This window comes from Ruegeria sp. CJ9, assembly GCF_056536625.1.
Genome location: NZ_JBQFPY010000001.1, coordinates 162909 through 182970, shown reverse-complemented (window position 1 = coordinate 182970; position 20062 = coordinate 162909). Strand labels below are relative to the sequence as shown.

Genomic DNA, 20062 nt, shown 5'->3' with positions numbered 1-20062 from the left:
CCATTTCGGTCAGGGTTCCGAAAAGTTTGGAATTGGGGGAAGGTTCATGGAATACGAAACAATCCTTTTGGACATCACGGATGATTTGGCTGTTGTCACCCTGAACCGGCCCGACAAGATGAACGCGATGACCGCGCAGATGCGGGCCGAAGTCACTCATGCAATGAAACATGCGGCGCGTCATGCAAGGGCGATCGTTCTGACCGGAGCGGGAAGCGCCTTTTGTTCAGGACAGGATCTGGGTGATGCGTCCAGCACCGGCAAGGTCGATTTAGAACGCACGCTGCGCGATGAATATGAACCGATGCTGGAAACGATCTATGATTGCCCGGTGCCCACCATTGCGGCTGTGAACGGACCGGCAGCCGGGGCAGGGGCAAACCTTGCGCTGTGCGCTGATGTGGTGATCGCCACTGAAAGCGCATACTTCCTGCAGGCGTTCGCCCGGATCGGGTTGTTGCCGGATGCGGGCGGTACGTGGTTCATGCCGCGTCAGATGGGGTTCGCCAAAGCGATGGGGGCCGCCTTATTCGCGGACAAGATCAGCGCACGGCAGGCTGATGAATGGGGTCTGATCTGGGAAGCCGTGTCCGACGACACATTCGATGCCCATTGGCGCAAACGTGCAGCCTATCTGGCGAATGGTCCCACAGCCGGTTTTGGCGCGATCAAACAGGCCATCCGCGGGACGTATGAGAAAACGCTGCCACAGCAATTGGCCGCCGAAGCACATTTACAAGGGGAATGCGGGCGCAGCCGTGATTTTGCCGAAGGTGTCGTCGCCTTCATGGAAAAACGCCCCCCGAAATTCGAGGGGCGCTGAACCGTTCAGGCGCGGCGGCGACGGCGCGTGCGCCGCTCGGGTGCGTTGGCTTCGTCGCCGGTACCATCCGAGGCCGAGGAAAACGGCCCCAGGGCATCGGTGATCTGATCCAGTGTCGGGCGCGAACCGCGCGGTTTTGTGTCCAACGCTTCGCGCATCTTGCGCAGGTGATCGGGCATGGTGCCGCAGCAACCGCCAATGATTGTGGCTCCGGCATCGCGCGCCATGGCGGCGTATTCACCCATCAACTCGGGCGTCCCGTCATAGTGGATGTGGCCATCCACGTATTTCGGAATACCGGCATTGCCCTTCGAGATCACGGGCCGCTCGGTGCCTTGCGCGGCAAAGCCCAGAACGGTGCGCAGGATATCAGACGCGCCGGTGCCGCAGTTGGCGCCAAACGCAATCGGCGGGTTGGGCAGGGTTTCGACCAGTTGAGCCAGATCGGACGAAGTAACACCCATCATGGTTCGCCCAGCGGTGTCAAAGCTCATGGTGCCGCACCAGGGCATATCGGCCAAGGCGAACGCCTCAGCGGCGGCGCGGAATTCTTCAGGGGCGCTTATGGTTTCCAGCCACACAACATCGGCGCCACCAGCCTTGAGCGCATCGGCCTGTTCATGGAACATTTCGACGGCGTCGGCATGGGTCAGGCTGCCAACGGGCACCAGAATCTCGCCGGTTGGGCCGACCGAACCGGCCACAACGATCGGGCGTCCGGCTTTGTCAGCAACCTCACGTCCCAACTCGGCACCGATCCGGTTCAACTCGGCCACGCGGTTTTGCGCATCATGCAGCTTTAGCCGGGCCGACGTGCCCCCGAAAGTGTTGGTCAGGAAAAGATCACTGCCCGCATCCACCGAGCTTTGATACAGCGCGCGGATCTTACCCGGCGCGTCCACGTTCCACAATTCGGGCGCATCACCCGATTGCAAACCCATGTTGAACAGGTTGGTCCCAGTTGCACCGTCTGCCAAAATGGCATCTTTGGTCTTGAGAAGTTCGGTCAATGCATTTGTCATTGGGGTTATCCGGAAAAAGGCGCAATTGGCCTGATAATAACAGAGGCGCCCCGTGTCTCATGACCGGGACGCCAAAGCAAACTCATAAATCTCATGAAGATCATGAGGTGGGGCAAAAGCCCTTAGTCAGTCTCGCTAAGAATCTGCGACTTGGCTTCGGGCAGAAGCTCGGCCATCTTGGCGCGAATTTCATCGTCAGACGACAAAGTACCCAGATCGCCGGAAACCTTGCGCACGACGTCTTCGTGACCGGCTTCTTCAAAATCGGATTTCACGACGGCTTTGGCGTATTCTTCCGCTTCATCACCGGTTTTGCCCAGCTTTTCCGCGGCCCATAGGCCAAGCAGTTTGTTGCAGCGGGCCTGTGCCTTGAACTGCATCTCTTCATCATGCGCAAACTTGGCTTCAAATGCGTATTCGCGTTCGTCAAACGTCGTCATAGGTTGGGGACCTCTTCGAGTAACATATCGTTGATGTTGATATGACCATACAGAACGCCGCGTGCAAGGGATTTGCGATGTATCAAAGTCTTTCTTGTGTGCGAACTTGCGGGAAAGGGGGGCTTGCACTATGAGGACGCCAACGTGAGGGGACTCATTCCCTCTTACCAGACTGGAAGGGTCGCTTATGGCGCGTCGCAAGAAAATCTACGAAGGTAAAGCTAAGATTCTGTATGAAGGCCCAGAGCCGGGCACCATCGTGCAATATTTCAAGGATGATGCCACCGCGTTCAACGCCGAAAAAAAGGACGTGATCGACGGCAAGGGCGTGCTGAACAACCGCCTGAGCGAGTTCTTCATGAACGGCCTGACCCAGATCGGCGTGCCGACCCACTTTATTCGCCGCCTGAACATGCGCGAACAGTTAGTGCGCAGCTGCGAGATCGTGCCGCTGGAAGTGATCGTGCGCAACTATGCCGCTGGTACGATGTCGAAACGTCTTGGAATTGCCGAGGGCACGCAGTTGCCGCGCCCGATCGTGGAATACTGCTATAAGGATGATGCGCTGGGTGATCCTCTGGTAACCGAGGAACACATTGCCGCCTTTGGCTGGGCCAGCCAGCAGGACATGGAAGATATCCTGAGCCTTGCACTGCGCGTGAATGATTTCCTGAGCGGCGTGATGCTGGCCGTGGGCATCCGTCTGGTCGATTTCAAGATTGAGATTGGCCGCGTTTATGACGGCGACTATCAGCGTCTGATTATCGCGGACGAGATCAGCCCGGACAGCTGCCGCCTATGGGATATCGAAACCGGACAGAAATTGGACAAGGACGTGTTCCGCCGCGATCTGGGTAATCTGACTGATGCCTATTCAGAGGTCGCACGACGTCTGGGCGTTCTGCCTAAAAGCAACGTGACCAAGCCCACGCTGATAAACTAAGCCGGTTTTCGGATGTAAATTCTGTCAAAAGCGCCGTTTCTAAGACGGCGCTTTTTTCTTTTGCTCTGGTGGTTTGACAGACGGTCCGCACCTTCGCATTGTCGGGGCAGGTGCAATCAAGGATAGTCACGAAATGGCCGAATTGTTCGATCAGGCGGTTTTTCTGAAATTCCTCGCGGCGTTACTGGCGATCTTCAATCCGCTTTACGGTATCCCGATCTTTCTGAGTATGACCGAAGGCTACTCGGGTCCCGAACGCAAGCGCGTGGCACTGGTCGTAACCGGAACAGTGGTTGTCGTGGCCTTGATCGCGGTATTGGTTGGCGAAGAGATTCTGGCGGTCTTCGGCATCGACATCCCGTCCTTCCGCATTGCCGGCGGGTTGATCATTCTGGGGGTCGGCATGTCGATGCTGAACGCGTCTGACCCGCCAAAAGGTGATCAAAGGGCGGTTGCAGAGGGCGAAAAGAAGAAAAGCAACATTGCCGTCGTGCCGTTGGCAATACCGTTGACCATCGGACCCGGCACGATTGCCACGACCATCGTGTTTGCTCATACGCTGTCGGATGGGGCCGAGATTGTGACATTAGGCTCAGCCGTATTGATCGCCTGCGCCATCGTCGGGCTGGGGTTGCTGTTCGCCGACCCGATCTCGCGGTTTTTTGGGCCAACCATGATCAACGTGATCACCCGCGTTATGGCAATCATTCTTGTGGCCGTGGCCGTCGAAATGGTGCTGACCGGTACGTTTAACGCCATTGATGCGCATTACCCCGGATTAACCGGCAGTGGCTGAGCGTCACACCTGCGGCAAACTGTGTGCGGACAAGGGTTGTCGAACGCGGTTTGTCGCGTTATCCCCCGCGCAACGGAACGGGCCCGGAACCATGGCCCTTAGCTGGAGTTGCAGGAATGAAAGCACGGGTGCATGTGATGCTCAAGAATGGGGTCCTTGACCCGCAGGGTGAAGCAGTGCGGCACGCATTGGGCGCTATGGGCTTCGATCAGGTCGAAGGCGTGCGTCAAGGCAAGGTGATCGACCTTGAGCTGGCTGCAGGTGCGACCGAGGCCGACATCACCGAGATGTGCGAAAAGCTGTTGGCCAACACGGTCATCGAACGCTACGAAATCGAACTGGTCTGACCCTTTACCCTGGAGGCCCCGCCATGCGCGCTGCTGTTATCGTATTCCCTGGGTCCAATTGTGACCGGGACCTTGCCGTCGCTTTTGAACAGGTGGGGTTTCAGGTCGACATGGTCTGGCACAAGGATGCCGCGCTGCCCGAGGGCATCGACATCGTGGGCGTTCCCGGCGGGTTTTCCTATGGTGACTACCTGCGTTGCGGCGCGATTGCCGCGCAATCGCCGATCTGCAAGGCGGTTGTCGAACATACCAACCGCGGTGGCTATGCCGTGGGTGTCTGTAATGGCTTCCAGATTCTGACAGAAACCGGCGTTCTACCGGGTGCATTGCTGCGCAATGCGGGTCTGAAATACATCTGCAAAACTGTCGGTCTGAAGGTGGAAACCAGCGACAGCGCCTTTACCCAAGGTTACAACGCCGGTGACGTGATCGGTATTCCGATTGCACACCACGACGGCAATTATTTCGCGGATGACACCACTCTGGCTGCGTTGCGGGATCAGGATCGGATCGCGTTCACCTATACCGAGAATCCAAACGGCTCGGTTGGCGATATTGCTGGTATCCTGTCGGAAAACCGCCGGGTGTTGGGGATGATGCCGCACCCCGAGCGGGCGGCGGATGAAGGTCACGGCGGCACTGATGGAACGGCATTGTTCCGCGCATTGTCGGGGGTCCTCGCACCTGCGTGACTTGAGGTTGCGATCAAGCCCGCGTAATTTCCCGGGATGAGTTCTGATGTTCGCTCTGGCTGGTCCATTCTGACAAAACCTTTTCGCGGCGCGCCCCTTGGGTGGCGCCTGCGATTGGCTGTCATTACCCTGCTGGTGGTCGCTGTAGCGACGATCTGGATCACAAACCGGCTACTGACGGACAGATTTACTGAGTCCACCCGCAACCGCGCCGAGCTGCGTCTAGCCCTGTATTCCGGCAACCTGCTAAGCGAACTACGCAGAAATGCGATTGTGCCGCAGCTGCTTTCGCGGGATCCCACGCTGATCTCGGCGCTTCAATCCAGCGATTATTCTCTGTCGACCCAGCGCCTGATCTCATTTGTGGAAGAAATTGGAGCAGCCTCGCTGATGCTGTTGGATGGGGATGGGCGTTCGGTCGCTTCCACCGATCGCAACCGTTTGGGTGAGGCACACAGGAGTTTGCCTTATTTCATTGATGCTGTACGCTCGAACGCCACGATCTTTACGGTAATCCCGAAGGAATCCGGCGGCTATAGCTTTGTCTATTCGCGTCGTATGGAAGCCAACGCCGAAATCCTTGGCGTCATCGTGGTTGAGGTCGATTTGCACAAATTCGAACTGGCCTGGGCAGGGATTTCGGACGCGGTGATGGTGGCAGATAGTACCGGCACGATCATCTTGTCGACCGAACCACAGTGGCGCGGCGTGCAAGAAGGCGAGGCGATGCTGCGTCAGCCGCCCGAAGGGGCCATCCAGCGCGCAATCCGGGCAACGACCGATTGGACCGCCTTGCCGCCTGATGCCTACCTGCAGGGTGAGGCCGTGATGCGCATGGAGACGCGCATTCCATTCCGCGGTTGGCAAATGACGTCATTCACCACCTATGCGTCGATCCGGGAAAAGGTGAACAGCGTTCTGGCGCTTGAGATTATGGGATTCGCGATTCTGCTGGCGCTGGCCTTTTACGCGCTGAGCCGCCGGGCGACGCTGCGGATGGCGTTGTTCCAGCGCGAGTCGGCAGAGCTTCGCGCATTGAACATGCGGCTACAGCGGGAAATTGCTGAACGTGAACGGGTTGAAAAGACACTAGAAGTTGCCGAGCAGACGCTGGCGCAAAGTTCGAAACTTGCGGCCTTGGGTGAGATGTCGGCCGCTGTCAGCCACGAGCTGAATCAACCGCTGGCTGCAATGAAGACCTATCTGGCTGGCGCGCGTCTGTTGCTGCGCAGAAACCGCCCCGAAGAGGCGCTGGCCAGCTTTGGTCGCATCGACGGCTTGATCGAACGGATGGGGGCGATCACCCGACAGCTTAAATCCTATGCGCGCAAGGGCGCGGATGCGTTTTCACCAGTAAATCTTGGCGAAGCGCTGGCTTCCAGCCTGTCAATGATGGAACCGCAGCTGCGGCAGCGACACGTTAAAATAACGCAGATCCTGCCCGAAGAACCCGTTATAGTGATGGGGGACCGGATGCGGATCGAACAAGTGATGGTGAACCTCTTGCGCAATGCGCTGGACGCTACCAAATCGGTATCAGAGCCGGATGTTGAAATCATCCTGGCAGCTGGTGACATGGCGGTGCTGACCGTCCGCGACAATGGTCACGGGATCGAGAATATCGAGAATCTGTTCGAGCCCTTCTACACCACCAAGCAGCCCGGCGATGGGGTCGGGTTGGGGCTTGCCATCTCGTCGGGTATCGTGAACGACCATGGGGGACGGTTGACTGCGCGCAACGGCCAGCACGGCGGCGCGGTGTTTGAGATGCAATTGCCGATACTAGGAAGCGACGGCCTGGAGGCCGCTGAATAACAAAGGAATGACTATGGCACAGGCCATGAAGATCGCCATTGTGGATGACGAACAGGACATGCGCCAGTCGATCAGCCAATGGCTGGCACTGTCGGGATATGACACTGAAACGTTCTCGAGCGCCGAGGACGCGCTGAAGGTACTGGGACCGGATTATCCGGGCATTGTCATCTCGGACATCAAGATGCCGGGAATGGATGGCATTCAATTGCTGAAAAAGCTGATGGGGGCTGATAGCACCTTACCGGTCATCATGATCACCGGTCACGGCGATGTTCCGATGGCGGTTGAGGCGATGCGCGTGGGCGCGTTCGACTTTCTTGAAAAGCCTTTCAACCCGGACCGCATGTCAGAACTGGCAAAACGCGCCAGCAATGCACGCCGTCTGACATTGGACAACCGGGCCTTGCGGCGCGAGCTGTCCGGCGGCACTCAGATCATGAACAAGCTGATCGGGGCCAGCCCGGTGATGGAGCGCTTGCGAGAGGATATCCTGGATTTGGGGCAGGCGGACGGCCATGTTCTGATCGACGGTGAGACCGGCACGGGTAAAACCCTGGTTGCGCATGCTCTGCATGCTGTTGGCAGCCGGGCGGGCAAGAAATTCGTTCTGGTTTCGTGCGCAGCGCTGGAAGAAGAGGCGCTGTCGAAACGTCTGTTCGGTCCGATGATGCCCGAAGACGCGCAACTGCCCGCGATTGAAGAGGCGCGCGGTGGGACGTTGGTGCTGGAAGATGTCGAAGCCCTCAGTGACACGCTGCAGGCCCGACTGCTGAGCGTCATGAACGATCAGGGTACGCCGGCCGAGACCAGGATCGTTGCAATTTCGAACCTGCAAGAGGCAGGTAAAACCAGTGAAGATGTCTTGCGTCCGGACCTGTTTTATCGCTTGGCCGCGCTTCGGATTACCATGCCGCCCTTGCGCCAGCGCGGAGAAGATATCCTGACGCTGTTTACGCGCTTGAGTGAGCAATTTGCTGAAGAATATGGCTGTGACGCACCGCAGGTCAGCGCGCAGGAGGCCGCGCAGTTGCTGCAGGCCCCGTGGCCAGGCAATGTGCGCCAGCTGATCAACATCGCCGAACGCGCCGTGCTGCAATCTCGCCGGGGTTCCGGGACGATTGCCTCGTTGCTGATGTCGGATCACGAAGAAATGCAGCCGGTTATGACGACTGAGGGCAAGCCGCTGAAGGAATATGTCGAGGCGTTCGAACGGATGCTGATCGACAACACGATGCGCCGTCACAAGGGCTCGATTGCGTCCGTGATGGAAGAGCTATGCCTGCCGCGACGGACGTTGAACGAGAAAATGGCCAAATACAGCCTGCAGCGTTCGGATTACCTGTAAACACCAGAGAGGGGGTCAGCCCCCTCTCTTGGCCCTTTGGGCCAATTCACTCCCCCAAGTATTTTTGGCCAGATGAAGCGATCCTGGCCGGTGTTCGGAGTGAACCGTGCAGTTTGCCCATTGTCTTTTCCACAGGACTGCCTTTATGGTGGCGGGACGGGCCGGGCCTATTTACGCCCTTAAGCCCCAAGCTTTGAGTTTCGCTGCTCTGCCGCGGATGGTGATGATCCCCACGAGGCAAAGCAGACCGATTATGCCCTTAACCGGGCAGTTGAACGCCTGAGCCCGCCTGAGCGGGCGAAAGGAAAAAATGGGCAGGACGCGGCATTCCGCGCCTGTCGGAGAAGAACCGCGATGACGCGCGCGCAACGATCGAGAGTACGGGCAGGGGGCCACAGCGCCAGACCCTGCCGCGCGCCGTCCAATATCGCCCTGACAAGACACCACCCCAAAAGCGCCTGTCCTCCCGGACGGGCCAGGACAACGCGTTTGGCGCGGTGCACCAAGGACAAATGGCTAAGAAAATGCTTATCGATGCCACCCACGCGGAGGAAACCCGCGTTGTGGTGGTCGACGGAAACAAGGTCGAGGAGTTCGATTTTGAGTCCGAAAACAAACGTCAGCTTGCTGGCAATATCTATCTAGCAAAAGTTACGCGAGTAGAACCGTCCCTTCAGGCGGCCTTTGTGGATTACGGCGGGAACCGGCATGGGTTCCTCGCGTTCTCGGAAATCCACCCGGATTACTATCAGATTCCGGTCGCCGACCGCGAAGCGCTGATGGAAGAAGAGCGCGCCTACGCCGAGGCTATGAAGGCGCGGGACGAGGCGGAAGAAGCCAAGCCTAAAAAGCGCCGGTCCCGGTCGCGGACCAAGGCGGCGGATGTGAAATCTGACGACGCAGTCGAATCCATCGAGGTTTCGTCTGAGCCAACAGGCATGGAAACGATTGATCTGGATGAGGGCGAAGAAGGGGCTGATCTGTCTGTTCCAGAAGGCACCTCTCCGATGGATCATGTTGCTGAGACGCCGGTTGAGGAACCCAGCGATGACGCAGAAGCCTCGGATGAAGTTGAGGCACCTGCCGCTGAGACAGAAGAGCCTGCGACCGCGGAGGAGCCTGCTGCCGAGGCTGAGGAAGCCGCCACGGAAGAGGTATCTGCGGAGCCTGTAAAAGAAACTGCAGACGTTGAGGCAAAAGATGCCTCTCCTGAAGGGGAGGCTGAAGCCGAAAGCGCTGCAGACGACAACGCAGACGACGCGCCTGCTGCGGAAGCCACCAAAACCGACGCCGAAGACGAAGACGAGGCCGAAGAAAAACCTCGTTCAGACGCATCGGCTAAGGATGATAGCATTGAGTCAGTTGCTGATGAGGACGACAGCGAGGACATCCGTCCGCCGCGCAAGCCGCGTCCGCGTCGCTATAAGATTCAAGAAGTGATCAAGGTACGCCAGGTTCTGCTGGTACAAGTCGTCAAGGAAGAGCGTGGCAACAAGGGCGCCGCGTTGACCACATACCTGTCGCTGGCGGGTCGCTATTGCGTTCTGATGCCCAACACCGCGCGTGGCGGTGGCATCAGCCGCAAGATCACCAATGCCCCGGATCGTAAGAAACTAAAGGAAATCGCGGCTGAAATTGACGTGCCGACTGGTGCGGGCCTGATCATTCGGACTGCGGGGGCCAAGCGCACCAAGTCCGAAATCAAACGCGACTATGAGTATCTGCAGCGCATGTGGGAGCAGATCCGCGAGCTGACGCTGAAGTCCATCGCGCCCGCCAAGATTTATGAAGAGGGCGACCTGATCAAACGGTCGATCCGCGATCTCTATAATCGTGAGATTGATGAGGTTCTGGTCGAGGGTGAAGGCGGTTACCGCATCGCCAAGGACTTCATGAAAATGATCATGCCGTCCCACGCGAAGAACGTGAAACGGTATGAAGACGCACTGCCGCTGTTCGCACGCTATCAGGTCGAAAGCTATCTGACCGGCATGTTCAACCCGACGGTGCAGCTGAAGTCCGGCGGGTATATCGTGATCGGCGTGACCGAAGCGTTGGTGGCGATCGACGTGAACTCGGGCCGGGCAACCAAGGAAGGCTCGATCGAGGAAACCGCGCTTAAGACCAATCTTGAGGCCGCTGAAGAAGTGGCGCGGCAACTTCGGTTGCGCGATCTTGCTGGTCTGATTGTCATCGACTTTATCGACATGGACGAGCGTAAGAACAACTCGGCCGTTGAAAAGCGTTTGAAAGACAAGCTCAAGACAGACCGCGCGCGTATTCAGGTGGGTCGGATATCCGGCTTTGGCCTGATGGAGATGAGCCGACAGCGTCTGCGCCCTGGCATGCTGGAGGCGACAACACAGCCGTGCCCGTCCTGTCATGGCACCGGATTGATCCGGTCGGATGATAACATGGCACTGACCATCCTGCGTCAGATCGAAGAGGAGGGCACTCGCCGCCGCTCGCGCGAGGTTCTGGTGCGCTGCCCGGTCAGTATCTCTAACTTCCTGATGAACCAAAAGCGGGAACATATTGCGCAGATCGAAGCACGTTATGGCTTGTCAGTTCGCATCGAAGGCGACGTGCATCTGGTCAGTCCCGATTTCTCGATGGAGAAGTTTAAGACCGCCAGCCGTATCGTGCCCGAGGCGACAGCACCGGTTGTATCCGTGGACGCAACGCTGATGGATCTAGTGGATGCGGACGAGGACGAAGCCGCCGAAGAAGAAACGGCGGTTCAGGCCGAAGAAGAGGCTAAGCCCAAGCGCAAACGTCGTCGCCGTCGTCGTAAGAAAAGCAACGGCTCGGGGGATACGCCTGAAACTGGTGCAGAGGACGGTGAGACCGCAGCCGAAGCTACGGATGAAGCATCGGCTGAGGCTCAACCCGAAGAACCTGCTGCAGAAGAAAAGGCTGAAAAACCGAAGCGCCGCCGTGCGCCGCGCCGTCGTAAGAAGGACGCGGAAACGGTTGAAGCAACTGACGAAACACCCGCTGATAAAGCTGAGGAAGCAGTCGCTAAGCAGGCCGAGGAAACCGCTGCAGAAGAACCTGCGCCGGAACAAGCCGTTGAACAACCCGAAGCTGCTGAGGTGGTGACCGAACCGATTTCAGCGGAAGCCGATGCGCCGACAGTGGATGAGGTAACCGAGACAGAAGTGATTACCGAAGTTGCTGTCGAAGCTGAAGAAGCTGTGGAAGAGGTTGCCGAGACTGTCCAGACCGCTGAAGTCGAAGTAGCGCTGGAAGAGCCGGTTGCAGAAACGCCTGAGCCTGTTCTGGAAGTTGTGGCCGAAGAGCCTGAGCAACCCAGCGAACCGCCCAAGCCGAAACGGCGCGGGTGGTGGTCCTTAGGGCAATAAAATAGAAAGGCGGGCTTTGAGCCCGCCTTTTTCTTGAACCAGACGTGTTTCCACCTCAGCCTGATTTTTGTATCAGGTAGATCTGATGTCCGTCCGCATCCTCTTGTGACACCAGCTGGTGCCCACTTTCGGTGCAGAAATGCGGAAAATCGATGATGGCGGCAGGATCATCGGCCAACACGCGCAAAATTGCCCCCGAGGGCATAGATTTAAGGCGTTTTCTGGCTTTCAGGACGGGCAAAGGGCACAAAAGACCCAGCGCATCCAATGTTTCAGTGGGGCTAGACATAATGTGCAGATATTTCCAAGTTGACGCAGTGTCCAGCGTCCAAGCACGGGGATGTGACCGAATGGCCCCGTGACGTGGCGGGGTTGATACCATATGTGCTGATTTATGTTCGGAATTGATATCATAGACGCGGGCCTGCTGCCCGCCATGTTCATCGCGATGCTGGGCGGGCTGATCAGCTTCTTGTCGCCTTGCGTTCTGCCCATAGTGCCACCTTATCTGGCGTATATGAGTGGTGTGACCATCAACGAGATGCAGGATGAGGCGCGTGCGCGGCGTAAGGCGACGATGTCGGCGCTGTTCTTTGTGCTGGGTCTGTCCACGGTGTTCTTGCTATTGGGGTTCACAGCATCGGCCTTTGGGGTATTCGTGCTGCAGAACCAGGTGCTTTTCGCCAAACTCTCCGGTGCAGTGGTGATTGTCTTTGGTCTGCATTTCCTGAATGTTTTCCGCATTCCTTTCCTTGATCGTGAGGCGCGGATCGAAACCGGAGATTCCGGCGGCTCGGTCTTTGGTGCCTATATCCTGGGTCTGGCCTTTGCGTTCGGCTGGACTCCGTGCATCGGACCACAACTGGGTGCGATCCTGTCGCTGGCGGCGTCCGAGTCCTCGGTGGCGCGGGGTACGTTGTTGCTGGGTGTTTATGCGGCAGGTCTGGGTATTCCGTTCCTACTGGCCGCGATGTTCCTGAACCGGTCGATGTCAGTGATGAACCGGATCAAGCCTTACATGGGAACGATTGAAAAGGTCATGGGGGGTCTGCTGCTGTTCGTCGGCATCATGCTGATCACTGGCCTATTCACCGAGTTCAGCTGGTGGCTGCTGGAAACCTTCCCCGCACTCGCCAATTTCGGATGATCTGACTTACCTTGGCGGCAAGGCTGCGTTAACCTGCGCCGCAGAAGGTAAGGCCATGAGCAGTCACACAAATCAGTCTCAGGTAAGACGGCGTCGGGTTTTCTACATACCAGGCTACGATCCGATTCACCCTCGGCGATACCGAGAGCTGTACCGAAAAGAAGGTCGGGCGCAGGCGGAAATCTCAGGCTACAAGATCTCACTGGCGCCCAAATCAGGTGACGGTCCGTACGGCTGGCATGTCCGCTCGCGCCAGGATGGCGTCGACGTCGAGGCAGAAATCGAGGTCTTGGTCTGGTCGGACATCGTGCGCGACAGTATGTCGAATTCGATCCCCGCGGCCTACTTGCAGCTTGTGCGCACGGCCTGGATTTACATTGGGTCAGGGGCAATGTGGTGCCTTATGCGCTTGCGCAAAGGGCCAGTGATTGCAGCGTTGTATCCTGTCGGCATGCTGATTGCGCAATTGGCCCTGTCGCTAGGCGTGCTGTGGATATTTGCGGCGTTGCTATGGCCTGTTGCTGGGTGGGTGGCCATGGTGCCGGCAATAGCGACCGCTTATGCTTTGCTGCTCTGGTTTCGCAAGATCGATAATCGCTTGTTTGCGTATTACCTGATGCACGACTATGCCTATTCGGCTGCGTTGAATGGCACCACCCCAGCCGAGTTACGGTCACGTCTGGCCGAATTTACCAAACATATTCAACGCGCACTTGAGACGGATGTGGATGAGGTTCTGGTCGTTGGCCATTCATCGGGGGCGCATCTGGGTGTGATGGTACTGGCTGATCTGATCCGTTCGCAAAACCTTCCCAGTGACGGCCCGATCCTGTCCTTTCTAAGCCTTGGGCAGGTGGTGCCTATGGTCTCATTCCTGCCGGACGCCAGGGATTTGCGCACCGATCTGCAATTTCTGTCGACCCGAAGTGAACTCACCTGGGTTGACGTGTCCGCCCCGGGGGATGGGTGTGCCTTTGCTCTATGTGACCCAGTGGGCGTCAGTGGCGTTGCCCCCGATCAAAAACGTTGGCCGCTGGTGCTGTCCGCGGCCTTTACACAAACTCTGTCGCCAGAACGCTGGCACGAGCTGCGCTGGCGGTTTTTCCGGCTGCATTTTCAGTATCTCTGCGCGTTTGATCGCCCCGGCGATTATGACTATTTCCGCGTTACCGCAGGGCCGCTTTCATTGGCGCAAAGGTTTCAAGGCCGTGATCCGTCAAAATCGCGTATCGACCAGCCGGTTTCGAAATACAGGTCGGTTCTTCCGTGAAGCCGCCCAAACCAACATCCCGCCCGGATAAGGTCTCTCTGTGGCGCTATCTGAAACTGTTCCGCAAGGACCTGTTATCGGCCCAACCACAGCGCCTGTACCGGGCCTGGATGGCCGAGTTCCAAACGCCGTTCTTTCGGTCCTACATGATCAACCAGCCCGAGCTTGTAGAAACCGTCCTTAAGCAGCGCCCCGACGATTTCCCGAAATCTGGTCGCATAAGCGAGGGGTTGCGCCCGTTATTGGGTGACTCGGTCTTTCTGACCAATGGTGAGACCTGGAAACGGCAGCGCCGCATCATCGACCCGGCCTTTGAAGGCGGGCGGTTGAAAGACACGTTCCCAGCCATGCTGGAAGCCGCGCAAGCCTGTGTCACGCGGTTGAAAGCGCAAGCGGGGCAGGTGATTGAATGCGAGGAGGTTACCAGCCACGCCGCGGCGGACGTGATTTTCCGAACGCTGTTCTCAGTTCCGATTGAACATGAAGTAGCCGCGCAGGTGTTCGAAAAGTTCCGAGCCTATCAGCGGCAACAGCCTTTGTTGAACCTGGCGGCCTTTATTCCGGTACCGAAGTGGGTGCCCCGGTTGCATGCGCGCAATACACGCAGAAACGCGCAGGATATCCGGGCTTTGATTTCGCGTCTAATAGCAGAGCGTGCCGATCTGATCGCCACGGGTCAGGCGCCGGACGACTTGGCAACCAAGATCATGACCACACCTGATCCGAAAACCGGTCATTGTTTCGACATGCAGGAGATGGTGGATCAGGTCGCCATCTTTTTCCTGGCTGGGCATGAAACCAGTGCATCAGCTCTGGCCTGGACGCTGTATTTGATGGCGCTTTACCCCAAATGGCAGGAAAAACTAAGCGCTGAGGCGGATATTCTGAATGATCCCAGCTTTAGCGCAGTGTCCAGAGTGAAGCTCAGCCGCGATGTATTTCGCGAGGCGCTGCGCCTGTACCCTCCGGTACCGATGATGGTGCGCGAGGCGACGTGCCCCGAACAATTCCGGGGGCGGGACATTCCCAAAGGCGCGCAGATCGTCATCAGCCCCTGGCACCTGCATCGGCAAGAGCGTTTGTGGGATCGACCCGATGATTTCGATCCTACTCGATGGTCTACCGAAAATGGGAAAACCTGCCAGCGCCACGCATATATCCCGTTTTCCGCCGGTCCCCGCGTGTGTACCGGGGCCGGGTTCGCCATGGTCGAAGGGCCATTGCTGTTGTCGATGTTGTTGCGAAATTTCCGGTTCGAACTGGTTGAAGATCGCACACCAGTGCCAGTGGCGCATCTGACGGTGCGGTCCAAAGATGGCATCTGGCTGCGCGTGGTTGAGCGCTAACACGCTACCATCGCCCGCCGCCTTGCTGTATGCGAGTGCAAAATGCGGAATCATTGTTAAACGGGAAAGTCTTATGTCCAAAGCAGAACAGCGCGAGCAGATGTCCAACGGCGCGGGTTTCATTGCGGCCCTGGATCAAAGCGGCGGGTCGACGCCCAAGGCGCTGGCTCTTTATGGGGTTGAGGCCTCGGACTATAGCTCGGACGAGGAAATGTTCGGTGAAATCCAGAAGATGCGCGCCCGCATTATTCTGGCTGACGACTTTACCAAGGACAAAGTGATCGGCGCGATCCTGTTCGAACGCACGCTGGGCGAGGAAATCGATGGCCGCAAAGTCGCCGATTACCTGTGGTCGCAGAAAGGTATCGTGCCGTTCCTGAAGATCGACAAGGGTCTGGAAGATCAGGCCAACGGTGTACAGATGATGAAACCGATTCCTGGCCTGGCGGAAACACTGGCCAAGGTGGATGGCGTGTTCGGCACCAAGGAACGCTCGGTGATCCATGAAGCCAACGCCGAAGGAATTGCCGCCGTAGTTGCCCAGCAATTTGACGTCGCGCGCGTGGTTGTTGCCGCAGGCATGGTTCCGATTGTCGAGCCCGAAGTGAACATCAATTCCGCCACCAAGGCCGAGGCCGAGGATATTCTGAAGGCCGAAATCCTGAAGAACCTCGATCAACTGGACGAGGGGCAGGACATCATGCTGAAACTGACCATCCCCACCAATGCCAACCTGTTCGACGAACTGGCCGACCACCCTCGTGTTGTCCGCGTAGTGGCCTTGTCTGGTGGTTATTCAACCGAGCAAGCCTGTGATCTGCTGAACCAGAACGGCAAGATGATTGCGTCGTTTTCGCGCGCGTTGACCGAAGGGCTGTCCAAACAGCAATCAGATGCTGAGTTCAATACGGCTCTGGGCGGCAATATTGACAAGATCTTCCGCGCCTCGGTCTAAGAGGCGCTATTCCGGCTTGATGAATTCGCGGCGCATCTGCGCCGCTTTTTCACGCATGGTACAGCCGATTGCGTGGTCGTTGACCAACCCCATGGCCTGCATGAAAGCAAATACCGTGGTTGGACCAACAAACTTCCAACCGCGTTTTTTCAAATCCTTCGACATTGCAATGGACTCGGCCGAGGTTGACGCATTTTGCGGCGCAGGCGGGTTGTCGGCCTCGTATCGCCACACATAAGCGGCCAGAGAACCCTCGGCCACGATAAGGTCCTGCGCGCAGCGGGCATTGTTGATCACGGCCTCGATCTTGCCGCGATGACGTATGATGCCTTCGTTCTGTAAGAGACGCTCGATGTCTGCATTAGTAAATGCAGCTACAGCGTTAAAATCGAATTGATTAAACGCTTTGCGAAAATTCTCGCGCTTGTTCAGTATTGTTCGCCAACTAAGTCCGGACTGAAAGCTTTCAAGGCACAGCTTTTCGAACAATCGCTGATCGTCCGCGACCGGATAGCCCCATTCTTGATCGTGATACTCAAAGAACTCAGGGGCGGCTTGGCACCAAGCGCAGCGCGGTTGTCCATCGGGTCCGGTTACAGTCTTGCTCATATGTTGTACCCCTTTTGTTCCGGATCAGGGTACATGCAAAGGAAACAAGCTGACAAGCATCAATCGCGGGTGCGATACCAATTCAGAACATAAACTCGAATGGCTGAAGCTAGACCGATATCGGGGTCACGTTCGACGTCAATCTCAGCCGCCAACGCATTTATTGCCATTTCTTTTTCTTTCGAAATGTCGCGAAAGGCTTGCCAGAACTCATCCTCAAGGGACACCGAAGTACGATGACCTTTTAAAGTCAGTGAGCGTTTGACCGGGCGACTGCTCATTCATCCAACTCGTGATTGTCCATGTCGCGGCGCTGTTTGTCCTGTTCGAACTTGGCCTCGACCTTTTCGACCTTGCTGCGCCCGAATTTGACAGCGTTCTGGTCGGCGCGGGCCTTTTTCTCGGCCCGAGCCTTTGCTTTTCTGTACCGGTTCAGATTGACCGGCTTACCCATCAGTCTTTCGGGCCGATCATATGTTCGGGGCGGACAACGGCGTCAAAGGTCTCTTCATCCACAAAGCCCAGCGCGATGGCCTCTTCCTTGAGGGTGGTGCCGTTTTTGTGTGCGGTTTTGGCAACCTTTGTGGCGTTGTCATAGCCAATCGTCGGGGCTAGAGCGGTCACCAGCATCAGCGATTCCTTCATCAGCTTGTCGATGCGCGGCTCGTTAGCCTTGATGCCCAGCAGCATCCGCTCGGTAAAGCTGTCGGTTGCGTCGCCCAGCAGTTGAATCGATTGCAGCAGGTTGTAGGACATCATCGGGTTATAGACGTTCAGCTGGAAGTGACCTTGCGAACCGGCAAACTTCATCGCTGCGTCATTGCCCATGACATGCGCGGCCACTTGGGTCAGCGCCTCGGCCTGTGTTGGGTTCACCTTACCCGGCATGATTGACGAGCCAGGTTCGTTTTCCGGCAAGATCAACTCACCCAGACCAGAACGTGGGCCGGAACCCAGCAGACGGATGTCGTTGGCGATTTTGTAGCAAGAGCCCGCGATGGTCGCCAAAGCGCCCGACAGGAACACCATGGCGTCATGGGCGGCCAGTGCCTCGAACTTGTTCGGTGCGGTGATGAAGGGCAGGCCGGTGATGTCTGCCATGTTCTTGGCCACGGCCTCATCCCAGCCGTTATGGGTGTTCAGGCCAGTACCAACAGCCGTACCACCTTGCGCCAGTTCATAAATTCCAGGCATCGACGCTTGGACACGGGCGATACCCTGACGGATCTGGTGCGCATAACCGCCAAATTCCTGTTCCAGCGTCAGTGGCGTCGCGTCCTGAGTATGGGTCCGGCCGATTTTGATGATGCCTGCAAACTCTTTTGCTTTGGCTTCCAGCGCCGAAGCGAATTTTTCAAGACCCGGCAACAGCACATCGCGCACGCTCATCGCGGTGGCGATATGCATGGCTGTGGGGAAGGTGTCGTTCGACGATTGGCCCATGTTGCAGTGGTCGTTGGGGTGAACAGGCTCTTTCGAACCAATAACGCCGCCGAGGATTTCGATCGCGCGGTTGGCGATCACCTCGTTCGAGTTCATGTTCGACTGCGTACCCGAACCGGTCTGCCAGACGACCAGAGGAAAATTGTCGTCAAACTTGCCTTCGATCACTTCGCCAGCGGCCTGAATGATGGCATCCGCGATCTTTGCATCCAGCTTACCTATGGCTTTGTTTTCCATCGCACAGGCTTTTTTGATCACGCCCAGCGCGCGCACGATGGCAACGGGTTGCTTTTCCCAACCGATCGGGAAGTTCATGATCGATCGCTGCGTTTGGGCACCCCAATACTTGTCAGAAGGAACCTCCAACGGGCCAAAGCTGTCGGATTCGGTGCGGGTCTGAGACATCTGTCACTCCGTAGTGTATACGTTCGTATGCCATTTACCCGCAACATAGTTGCAGAGCAATCGGCCAGTTGCGCGCACCATAAACTTAAGGGTGCCAGAGGTATAGGTGGAAGGGACGGTGAAATTTCTTGTGAAACGCATTGTGCGTGCATACGTGTCCGCTACAATAATAGGATCACCAAATTGGAGGCTCCGGTGGGCAAATTGGTTCAGACTTATTTCTTGAAATATATAGTCTTTTCGCTGGGCTTCCTGTTTTTGATCGCATTATCTGGCGTTCCTGTCCAAGCGGCGGATATTTCGCCTTTTGTCGGCGACTATGTTGGATCTGCAAGTGTTGTCGATGATGACGGTACCGAAACGCCACGCGACATGAGCGTGTCGATTCACGAGATGAAGAACGGTTTTAACATCAGTTGGACGACAACGACCTACAAGGCGGATGGCCGCATCAAGGAACAGAAATTCTCGATTGATTTCAAACAGTCCGACCGGGCAGATGTTTTTTCGGCTGCGATGAAACGCAATGTGTTCGGACACGAAGTACCGCTTGACCCGATGCAGGGCGAACCCTTTGTCTGGGGCCGGATCCAAGGTGATACTCTAACCGTATTTTCCCTGTTTATCGGCGAAACCGGCGACTACGAATTGCAGCAATACGACCGTACATTGGCTGAGGGCGGTCTGGATCTGTCGTTTTCGCGGTTCCGCAATGGGGAAAAGTCCCGTTCGGTCGAGACTTTTCTTAAAAAACAATAGTCTATTGAGCAATTATTTGCGGAAACTGTCCAGCGAGACGACCTCGGCGTCTTGTTGATCTGCCCCTTCCTCAACCTCGATTGATTCTTCGACGATGGGGTCGGCTTCTTCCTCATCATCGGGGCTTTCAAACCGCAAGCCGAATTCGACGGATGGGTCGACGAAGGTTTTGATCGCCGCATAAGGGATGTATAGCGGTTCCGGTGCGTCTCCAAAGTTCAGCGTGATGGCAAAGCCTTCGTCGCCGACCTCTAGATTTTCGAACCAGTGCTGCATGACAATTGTCATTTCTTCGGGGTACCGCTCGCGCAGCCAATCCGCCAGTTCCACGCCATCCTGACGCGTATCGAAGGTGATAAAGAAATGATGCGCCCCAGGCAGGCCATTATCGGCAACGCTGTTCAGAACGGATTTGATGAGCCCGCGCATCGCGGTGTGCATCAAGTTTCCATAATCGATGTCTTGCGACATGTGTCATCCTCAAAAGTGGTTACTCTCAGCATAGGGGATTTCGACGGAAACGAAAGACCGGGTATG

The 20062-nt window shown here is 57.0% G+C and carries 21 protein-coding genes; 13 read left to right on the top strand and 8 right to left on the bottom strand.

Annotated features, from left to right (window positions below):
• Positions 1-46: 46 nt before the first annotated feature.
• Positions 47-823 (top strand): enoyl-CoA hydratase-related protein, encoded by a 777-nt coding sequence (locus tag ACR0AJ_RS00995; RefSeq protein ID WP_170348607.1) that lies wholly within the window; start codon positions 47-49, stop codon positions 821-823.
• 5 nt (positions 824-828) lie between these two features.
• Here ACR0AJ_RS00995 and bmt read toward each other — a convergent pair whose 3' ends face one another.
• Both bmt and ACR0AJ_RS00985 read right to left on the bottom strand, forming a co-directional pair.
• Positions 829-1845 (bottom strand): betaine--homocysteine S-methyltransferase, encoded by a 1017-nt coding sequence (gene bmt / locus ACR0AJ_RS00990; RefSeq protein WP_170348608.1) that lies wholly within the window; start codon positions 1843-1845, stop codon positions 829-831.
• Positions 1846-1967: 122 nt separating this feature from the next.
• Positions 1968-2285 (bottom strand): DUF1476 domain-containing protein, encoded by a 318-nt coding sequence (locus ACR0AJ_RS00985; RefSeq protein ID WP_170393940.1) that lies wholly within the window; start codon positions 2283-2285, stop codon positions 1968-1970.
• 187 nt (positions 2286-2472) lie between these two features.
• On the opposite strand from ACR0AJ_RS00985, the gene purC reads away from it, so the two are divergent.
• From purC to ACR0AJ_RS00950, 7 genes are all read left to right on the top strand, one after another.
• Complete coding sequence (gene purC / locus ACR0AJ_RS00980; RefSeq protein ID WP_170358332.1) at positions 2473-3228, top strand: phosphoribosylaminoimidazolesuccinocarboxamide synthase; 756 nt, start codon at positions 2473-2475, stop codon at positions 3226-3228.
• 133 nt (positions 3229-3361) lie between these two features.
• A complete protein-coding gene (locus ACR0AJ_RS00975; RefSeq protein ID WP_170348611.1) occupies positions 3362-4024 on the top strand; it encodes a MarC family protein in 663 nt (220 codons plus the stop codon).
• Between the two features lie 116 nt (positions 4025-4140).
• Entirely contained in the window at positions 4141-4371 is a 231-nt protein-coding gene (purS, locus tag ACR0AJ_RS00970) for a phosphoribosylformylglycinamidine synthase subunit PurS (protein ID WP_170348612.1), read from the top strand.
• A gap of 23 nt (positions 4372-4394) precedes the next feature.
• Positions 4395-5063 carry a phosphoribosylformylglycinamidine synthase subunit PurQ gene (purQ, locus tag ACR0AJ_RS00965; RefSeq protein ID WP_480646571.1) on the top strand — a complete coding sequence of 223 codons (669 nt, stop codon included), beginning with the start codon at positions 4395-4397 and terminating at the stop codon, positions 5061-5063.
• Positions 5064-5099: 36 nt separating this feature from the next.
• On the top strand, positions 5100-6878 hold the full coding sequence (locus tag ACR0AJ_RS00960) for a sensor histidine kinase (RefSeq protein WP_170348614.1): 1779 nt from the start codon (positions 5100-5102) through the stop codon (positions 6876-6878).
• Positions 6879-6891: 13 nt separating this feature from the next.
• Positions 6892-8226, top strand: a complete 1335-nt coding sequence (locus tag ACR0AJ_RS00955) for a sigma-54-dependent transcriptional regulator (RefSeq protein ID WP_170348615.1) — start codon at positions 6892-6894, stop codon at positions 8224-8226.
• 512 nt (positions 8227-8738) lie between these two features.
• On the top strand, positions 8739-11591 hold the full coding sequence (locus tag ACR0AJ_RS00950; protein ID WP_480739857.1) for an Rne/Rng family ribonuclease: 2853 nt from the start codon (positions 8739-8741) through the stop codon (positions 11589-11591).
• 55 nt (positions 11592-11646) lie between these two features.
• Here ACR0AJ_RS00950 and ACR0AJ_RS00945 read toward each other — a convergent pair whose 3' ends face one another.
• Positions 11647-11880 carry a sulfurtransferase TusA family protein gene (locus ACR0AJ_RS00945; protein WP_480739856.1) on the bottom strand — a complete coding sequence of 78 codons (234 nt, stop codon included), beginning with the start codon at positions 11878-11880 and terminating at the stop codon, positions 11647-11649.
• Between the two features lie 105 nt (positions 11881-11985).
• Between ACR0AJ_RS00945 and ACR0AJ_RS00940 the strand changes: the two genes are divergently transcribed.
• The 4 genes from ACR0AJ_RS00940 to ACR0AJ_RS00925 all read left to right on the top strand — a co-directional run bounded on the left by ACR0AJ_RS00940 (position 11986) and on the right by ACR0AJ_RS00925 (position 16309).
• Positions 11986-12738: a cytochrome c biogenesis CcdA family protein gene (locus ACR0AJ_RS00940; protein WP_170348618.1), complete on the top strand. Its 753-nt coding sequence runs from the start codon at positions 11986-11988 to the stop codon at positions 12736-12738.
• Between the two features lie 55 nt (positions 12739-12793).
• The gene (locus ACR0AJ_RS00935; RefSeq protein WP_170348619.1) at positions 12794-14008 is read left to right on the top strand and encodes a hypothetical protein; all 1215 of its coding nucleotides are present in this window, start codon (positions 12794-12796) and stop codon (positions 14006-14008) included.
• Entirely contained in the window at positions 14005-15354 is a 1350-nt protein-coding gene (locus tag ACR0AJ_RS00930; RefSeq protein ID WP_480739853.1) for a cytochrome P450, read from the top strand. The genes ACR0AJ_RS00935 and ACR0AJ_RS00930 overlap by 4 nt, the downstream gene beginning before the upstream one ends.
• Before the next feature lie 73 nt (positions 15355-15427).
• The gene (locus ACR0AJ_RS00925; protein ID WP_170348621.1) at positions 15428-16309 is read left to right on the top strand and encodes a fructose bisphosphate aldolase; all 882 of its coding nucleotides are present in this window, start codon (positions 15428-15430) and stop codon (positions 16307-16309) included.
• A 6-nt stretch (positions 16310-16315) separates the two neighbouring features.
• Here the strand turns inward: ACR0AJ_RS00925 and ACR0AJ_RS00920 are convergent, their stop codons facing one another.
• Genes ACR0AJ_RS00920 through fumC form a run of 4 tightly spaced genes read right to left on the bottom strand, consistent with a single transcriptional unit; the run spans position 16316 to position 18766 of the window.
• Positions 16316-16918 (bottom strand): DNA-3-methyladenine glycosylase I, encoded by a 603-nt coding sequence (locus ACR0AJ_RS00920; protein WP_170348622.1) that lies wholly within the window; start codon positions 16916-16918, stop codon positions 16316-16318.
• A gap of 59 nt (positions 16919-16977) precedes the next feature.
• On the bottom strand, positions 16978-17199 hold the full coding sequence (locus ACR0AJ_RS00915; RefSeq protein WP_480646579.1) for a ribbon-helix-helix domain-containing protein: 222 nt from the start codon (positions 17197-17199) through the stop codon (positions 16978-16980).
• Positions 17196-17372, bottom strand: coding sequence for a DUF4169 family protein (locus ACR0AJ_RS00910; RefSeq protein ID WP_170348624.1), 177 nt, complete (start codon positions 17370-17372; stop codon positions 17196-17198). Before ACR0AJ_RS00910 ends, ACR0AJ_RS00915 begins: the two co-directional genes overlap by 4 nt.
• Entirely contained in the window at positions 17372-18766 is a 1395-nt protein-coding gene (gene fumC, locus ACR0AJ_RS00905; RefSeq protein ID WP_170348625.1) for a class II fumarate hydratase, read from the bottom strand. Before fumC ends, ACR0AJ_RS00910 begins: the two co-directional genes overlap by 1 nt.
• Positions 18767-18997: 231 nt before the next feature.
• On the opposite strand from fumC, the gene ACR0AJ_RS00900 reads away from it, so the two are divergent.
• Positions 18998-19525: a PH domain-containing protein gene (locus tag ACR0AJ_RS00900; protein WP_226688805.1), complete on the top strand. Its 528-nt coding sequence runs from the start codon at positions 18998-19000 to the stop codon at positions 19523-19525.
• Positions 19526-19537: 12 nt separating this feature from the next.
• Here the strand turns inward: ACR0AJ_RS00900 and ACR0AJ_RS00895 are convergent, their stop codons facing one another.
• Complete coding sequence (locus ACR0AJ_RS00895) at positions 19538-19996, bottom strand: SspB family protein (RefSeq protein WP_170348627.1); 459 nt, start codon at positions 19994-19996, stop codon at positions 19538-19540.
• Between the last annotated feature and the right edge of the window lie 66 nt (positions 19997-20062).

What these genes read in the sequence shown, in the direction of transcription:
- bmt (WP_170348608.1), bottom strand. Translation starts at nt 1,845, where the DNA reads ATGACAAATGCATTGACCGAACTTCTCAAGACCAAAGATGCCATTTTG.
- ACR0AJ_RS00935 (WP_170348619.1), top strand. Translation starts at nt 12,794, where the DNA reads ATGAGCAGTCACACAAATCAGTCTCAGGTAAGACGGCGTCGGGTTTTC.
- ACR0AJ_RS00955 (WP_170348615.1), top strand. Translation starts at nt 6,892, where the DNA reads ATGGCACAGGCCATGAAGATCGCCATTGTGGATGACGAACAGGACATG.
- ACR0AJ_RS00895 (WP_170348627.1), bottom strand. Translation starts at nt 19,996, where the DNA reads ATGTCGCAAGACATCGATTATGGAAACTTGATGCACACCGCGATGCGC.
- ACR0AJ_RS00940 (WP_170348618.1), top strand. Translation starts at nt 11,986, where the DNA reads ATGTTCGGAATTGATATCATAGACGCGGGCCTGCTGCCCGCCATGTTC.
- ACR0AJ_RS00960 (WP_170348614.1), top strand. Translation starts at nt 5,100, where the DNA reads ATGAGTTCTGATGTTCGCTCTGGCTGGTCCATTCTGACAAAACCTTTT.
- ACR0AJ_RS00920 (WP_170348622.1), bottom strand. Translation starts at nt 16,918, where the DNA reads ATGAGCAAGACTGTAACCGGACCCGATGGACAACCGCGCTGCGCTTGG.
- purC (WP_170358332.1), top strand. Translation starts at nt 2,473, where the DNA reads ATGGCGCGTCGCAAGAAAATCTACGAAGGTAAAGCTAAGATTCTGTAT.
- ACR0AJ_RS00950 (WP_480739857.1), top strand. Translation starts at nt 8,739, where the DNA reads ATGGCTAAGAAAATGCTTATCGATGCCACCCACGCGGAGGAAACCCGC.
- fumC (WP_170348625.1), bottom strand. Translation starts at nt 18,766, where the DNA reads ATGTCTCAGACCCGCACCGAATCCGACAGCTTTGGCCCGTTGGAGGTT.
- ACR0AJ_RS00995 (WP_170348607.1), top strand. Translation starts at nt 47, where the DNA reads ATGGAATACGAAACAATCCTTTTGGACATCACGGATGATTTGGCTGTT.
- purS (WP_170348612.1), top strand. Translation starts at nt 4,141, where the DNA reads ATGAAAGCACGGGTGCATGTGATGCTCAAGAATGGGGTCCTTGACCCG.
- ACR0AJ_RS00915 (WP_480646579.1), bottom strand. Translation starts at nt 17,199, where the DNA reads ATGAGCAGTCGCCCGGTCAAACGCTCACTGACTTTAAAAGGTCATCGT.
- ACR0AJ_RS00945 (WP_480739856.1), bottom strand. Translation starts at nt 11,880, where the DNA reads ATGTCTAGCCCCACTGAAACATTGGATGCGCTGGGTCTTTTGTGCCCT.
- ACR0AJ_RS00975 (WP_170348611.1), top strand. Translation starts at nt 3,362, where the DNA reads ATGGCCGAATTGTTCGATCAGGCGGTTTTTCTGAAATTCCTCGCGGCG.
- purQ (WP_480646571.1), top strand. Translation starts at nt 4,395, where the DNA reads ATGCGCGCTGCTGTTATCGTATTCCCTGGGTCCAATTGTGACCGGGAC.
- ACR0AJ_RS00985 (WP_170393940.1), bottom strand. Translation starts at nt 2,285, where the DNA reads ATGACGACGTTTGACGAACGCGAATACGCATTTGAAGCCAAGTTTGCG.
- ACR0AJ_RS00925 (WP_170348621.1), top strand. Translation starts at nt 15,428, where the DNA reads ATGTCCAAAGCAGAACAGCGCGAGCAGATGTCCAACGGCGCGGGTTTC.
- ACR0AJ_RS00910 (WP_170348624.1), bottom strand. Translation starts at nt 17,372, where the DNA reads ATGGGTAAGCCGGTCAATCTGAACCGGTACAGAAAAGCAAAGGCTCGG.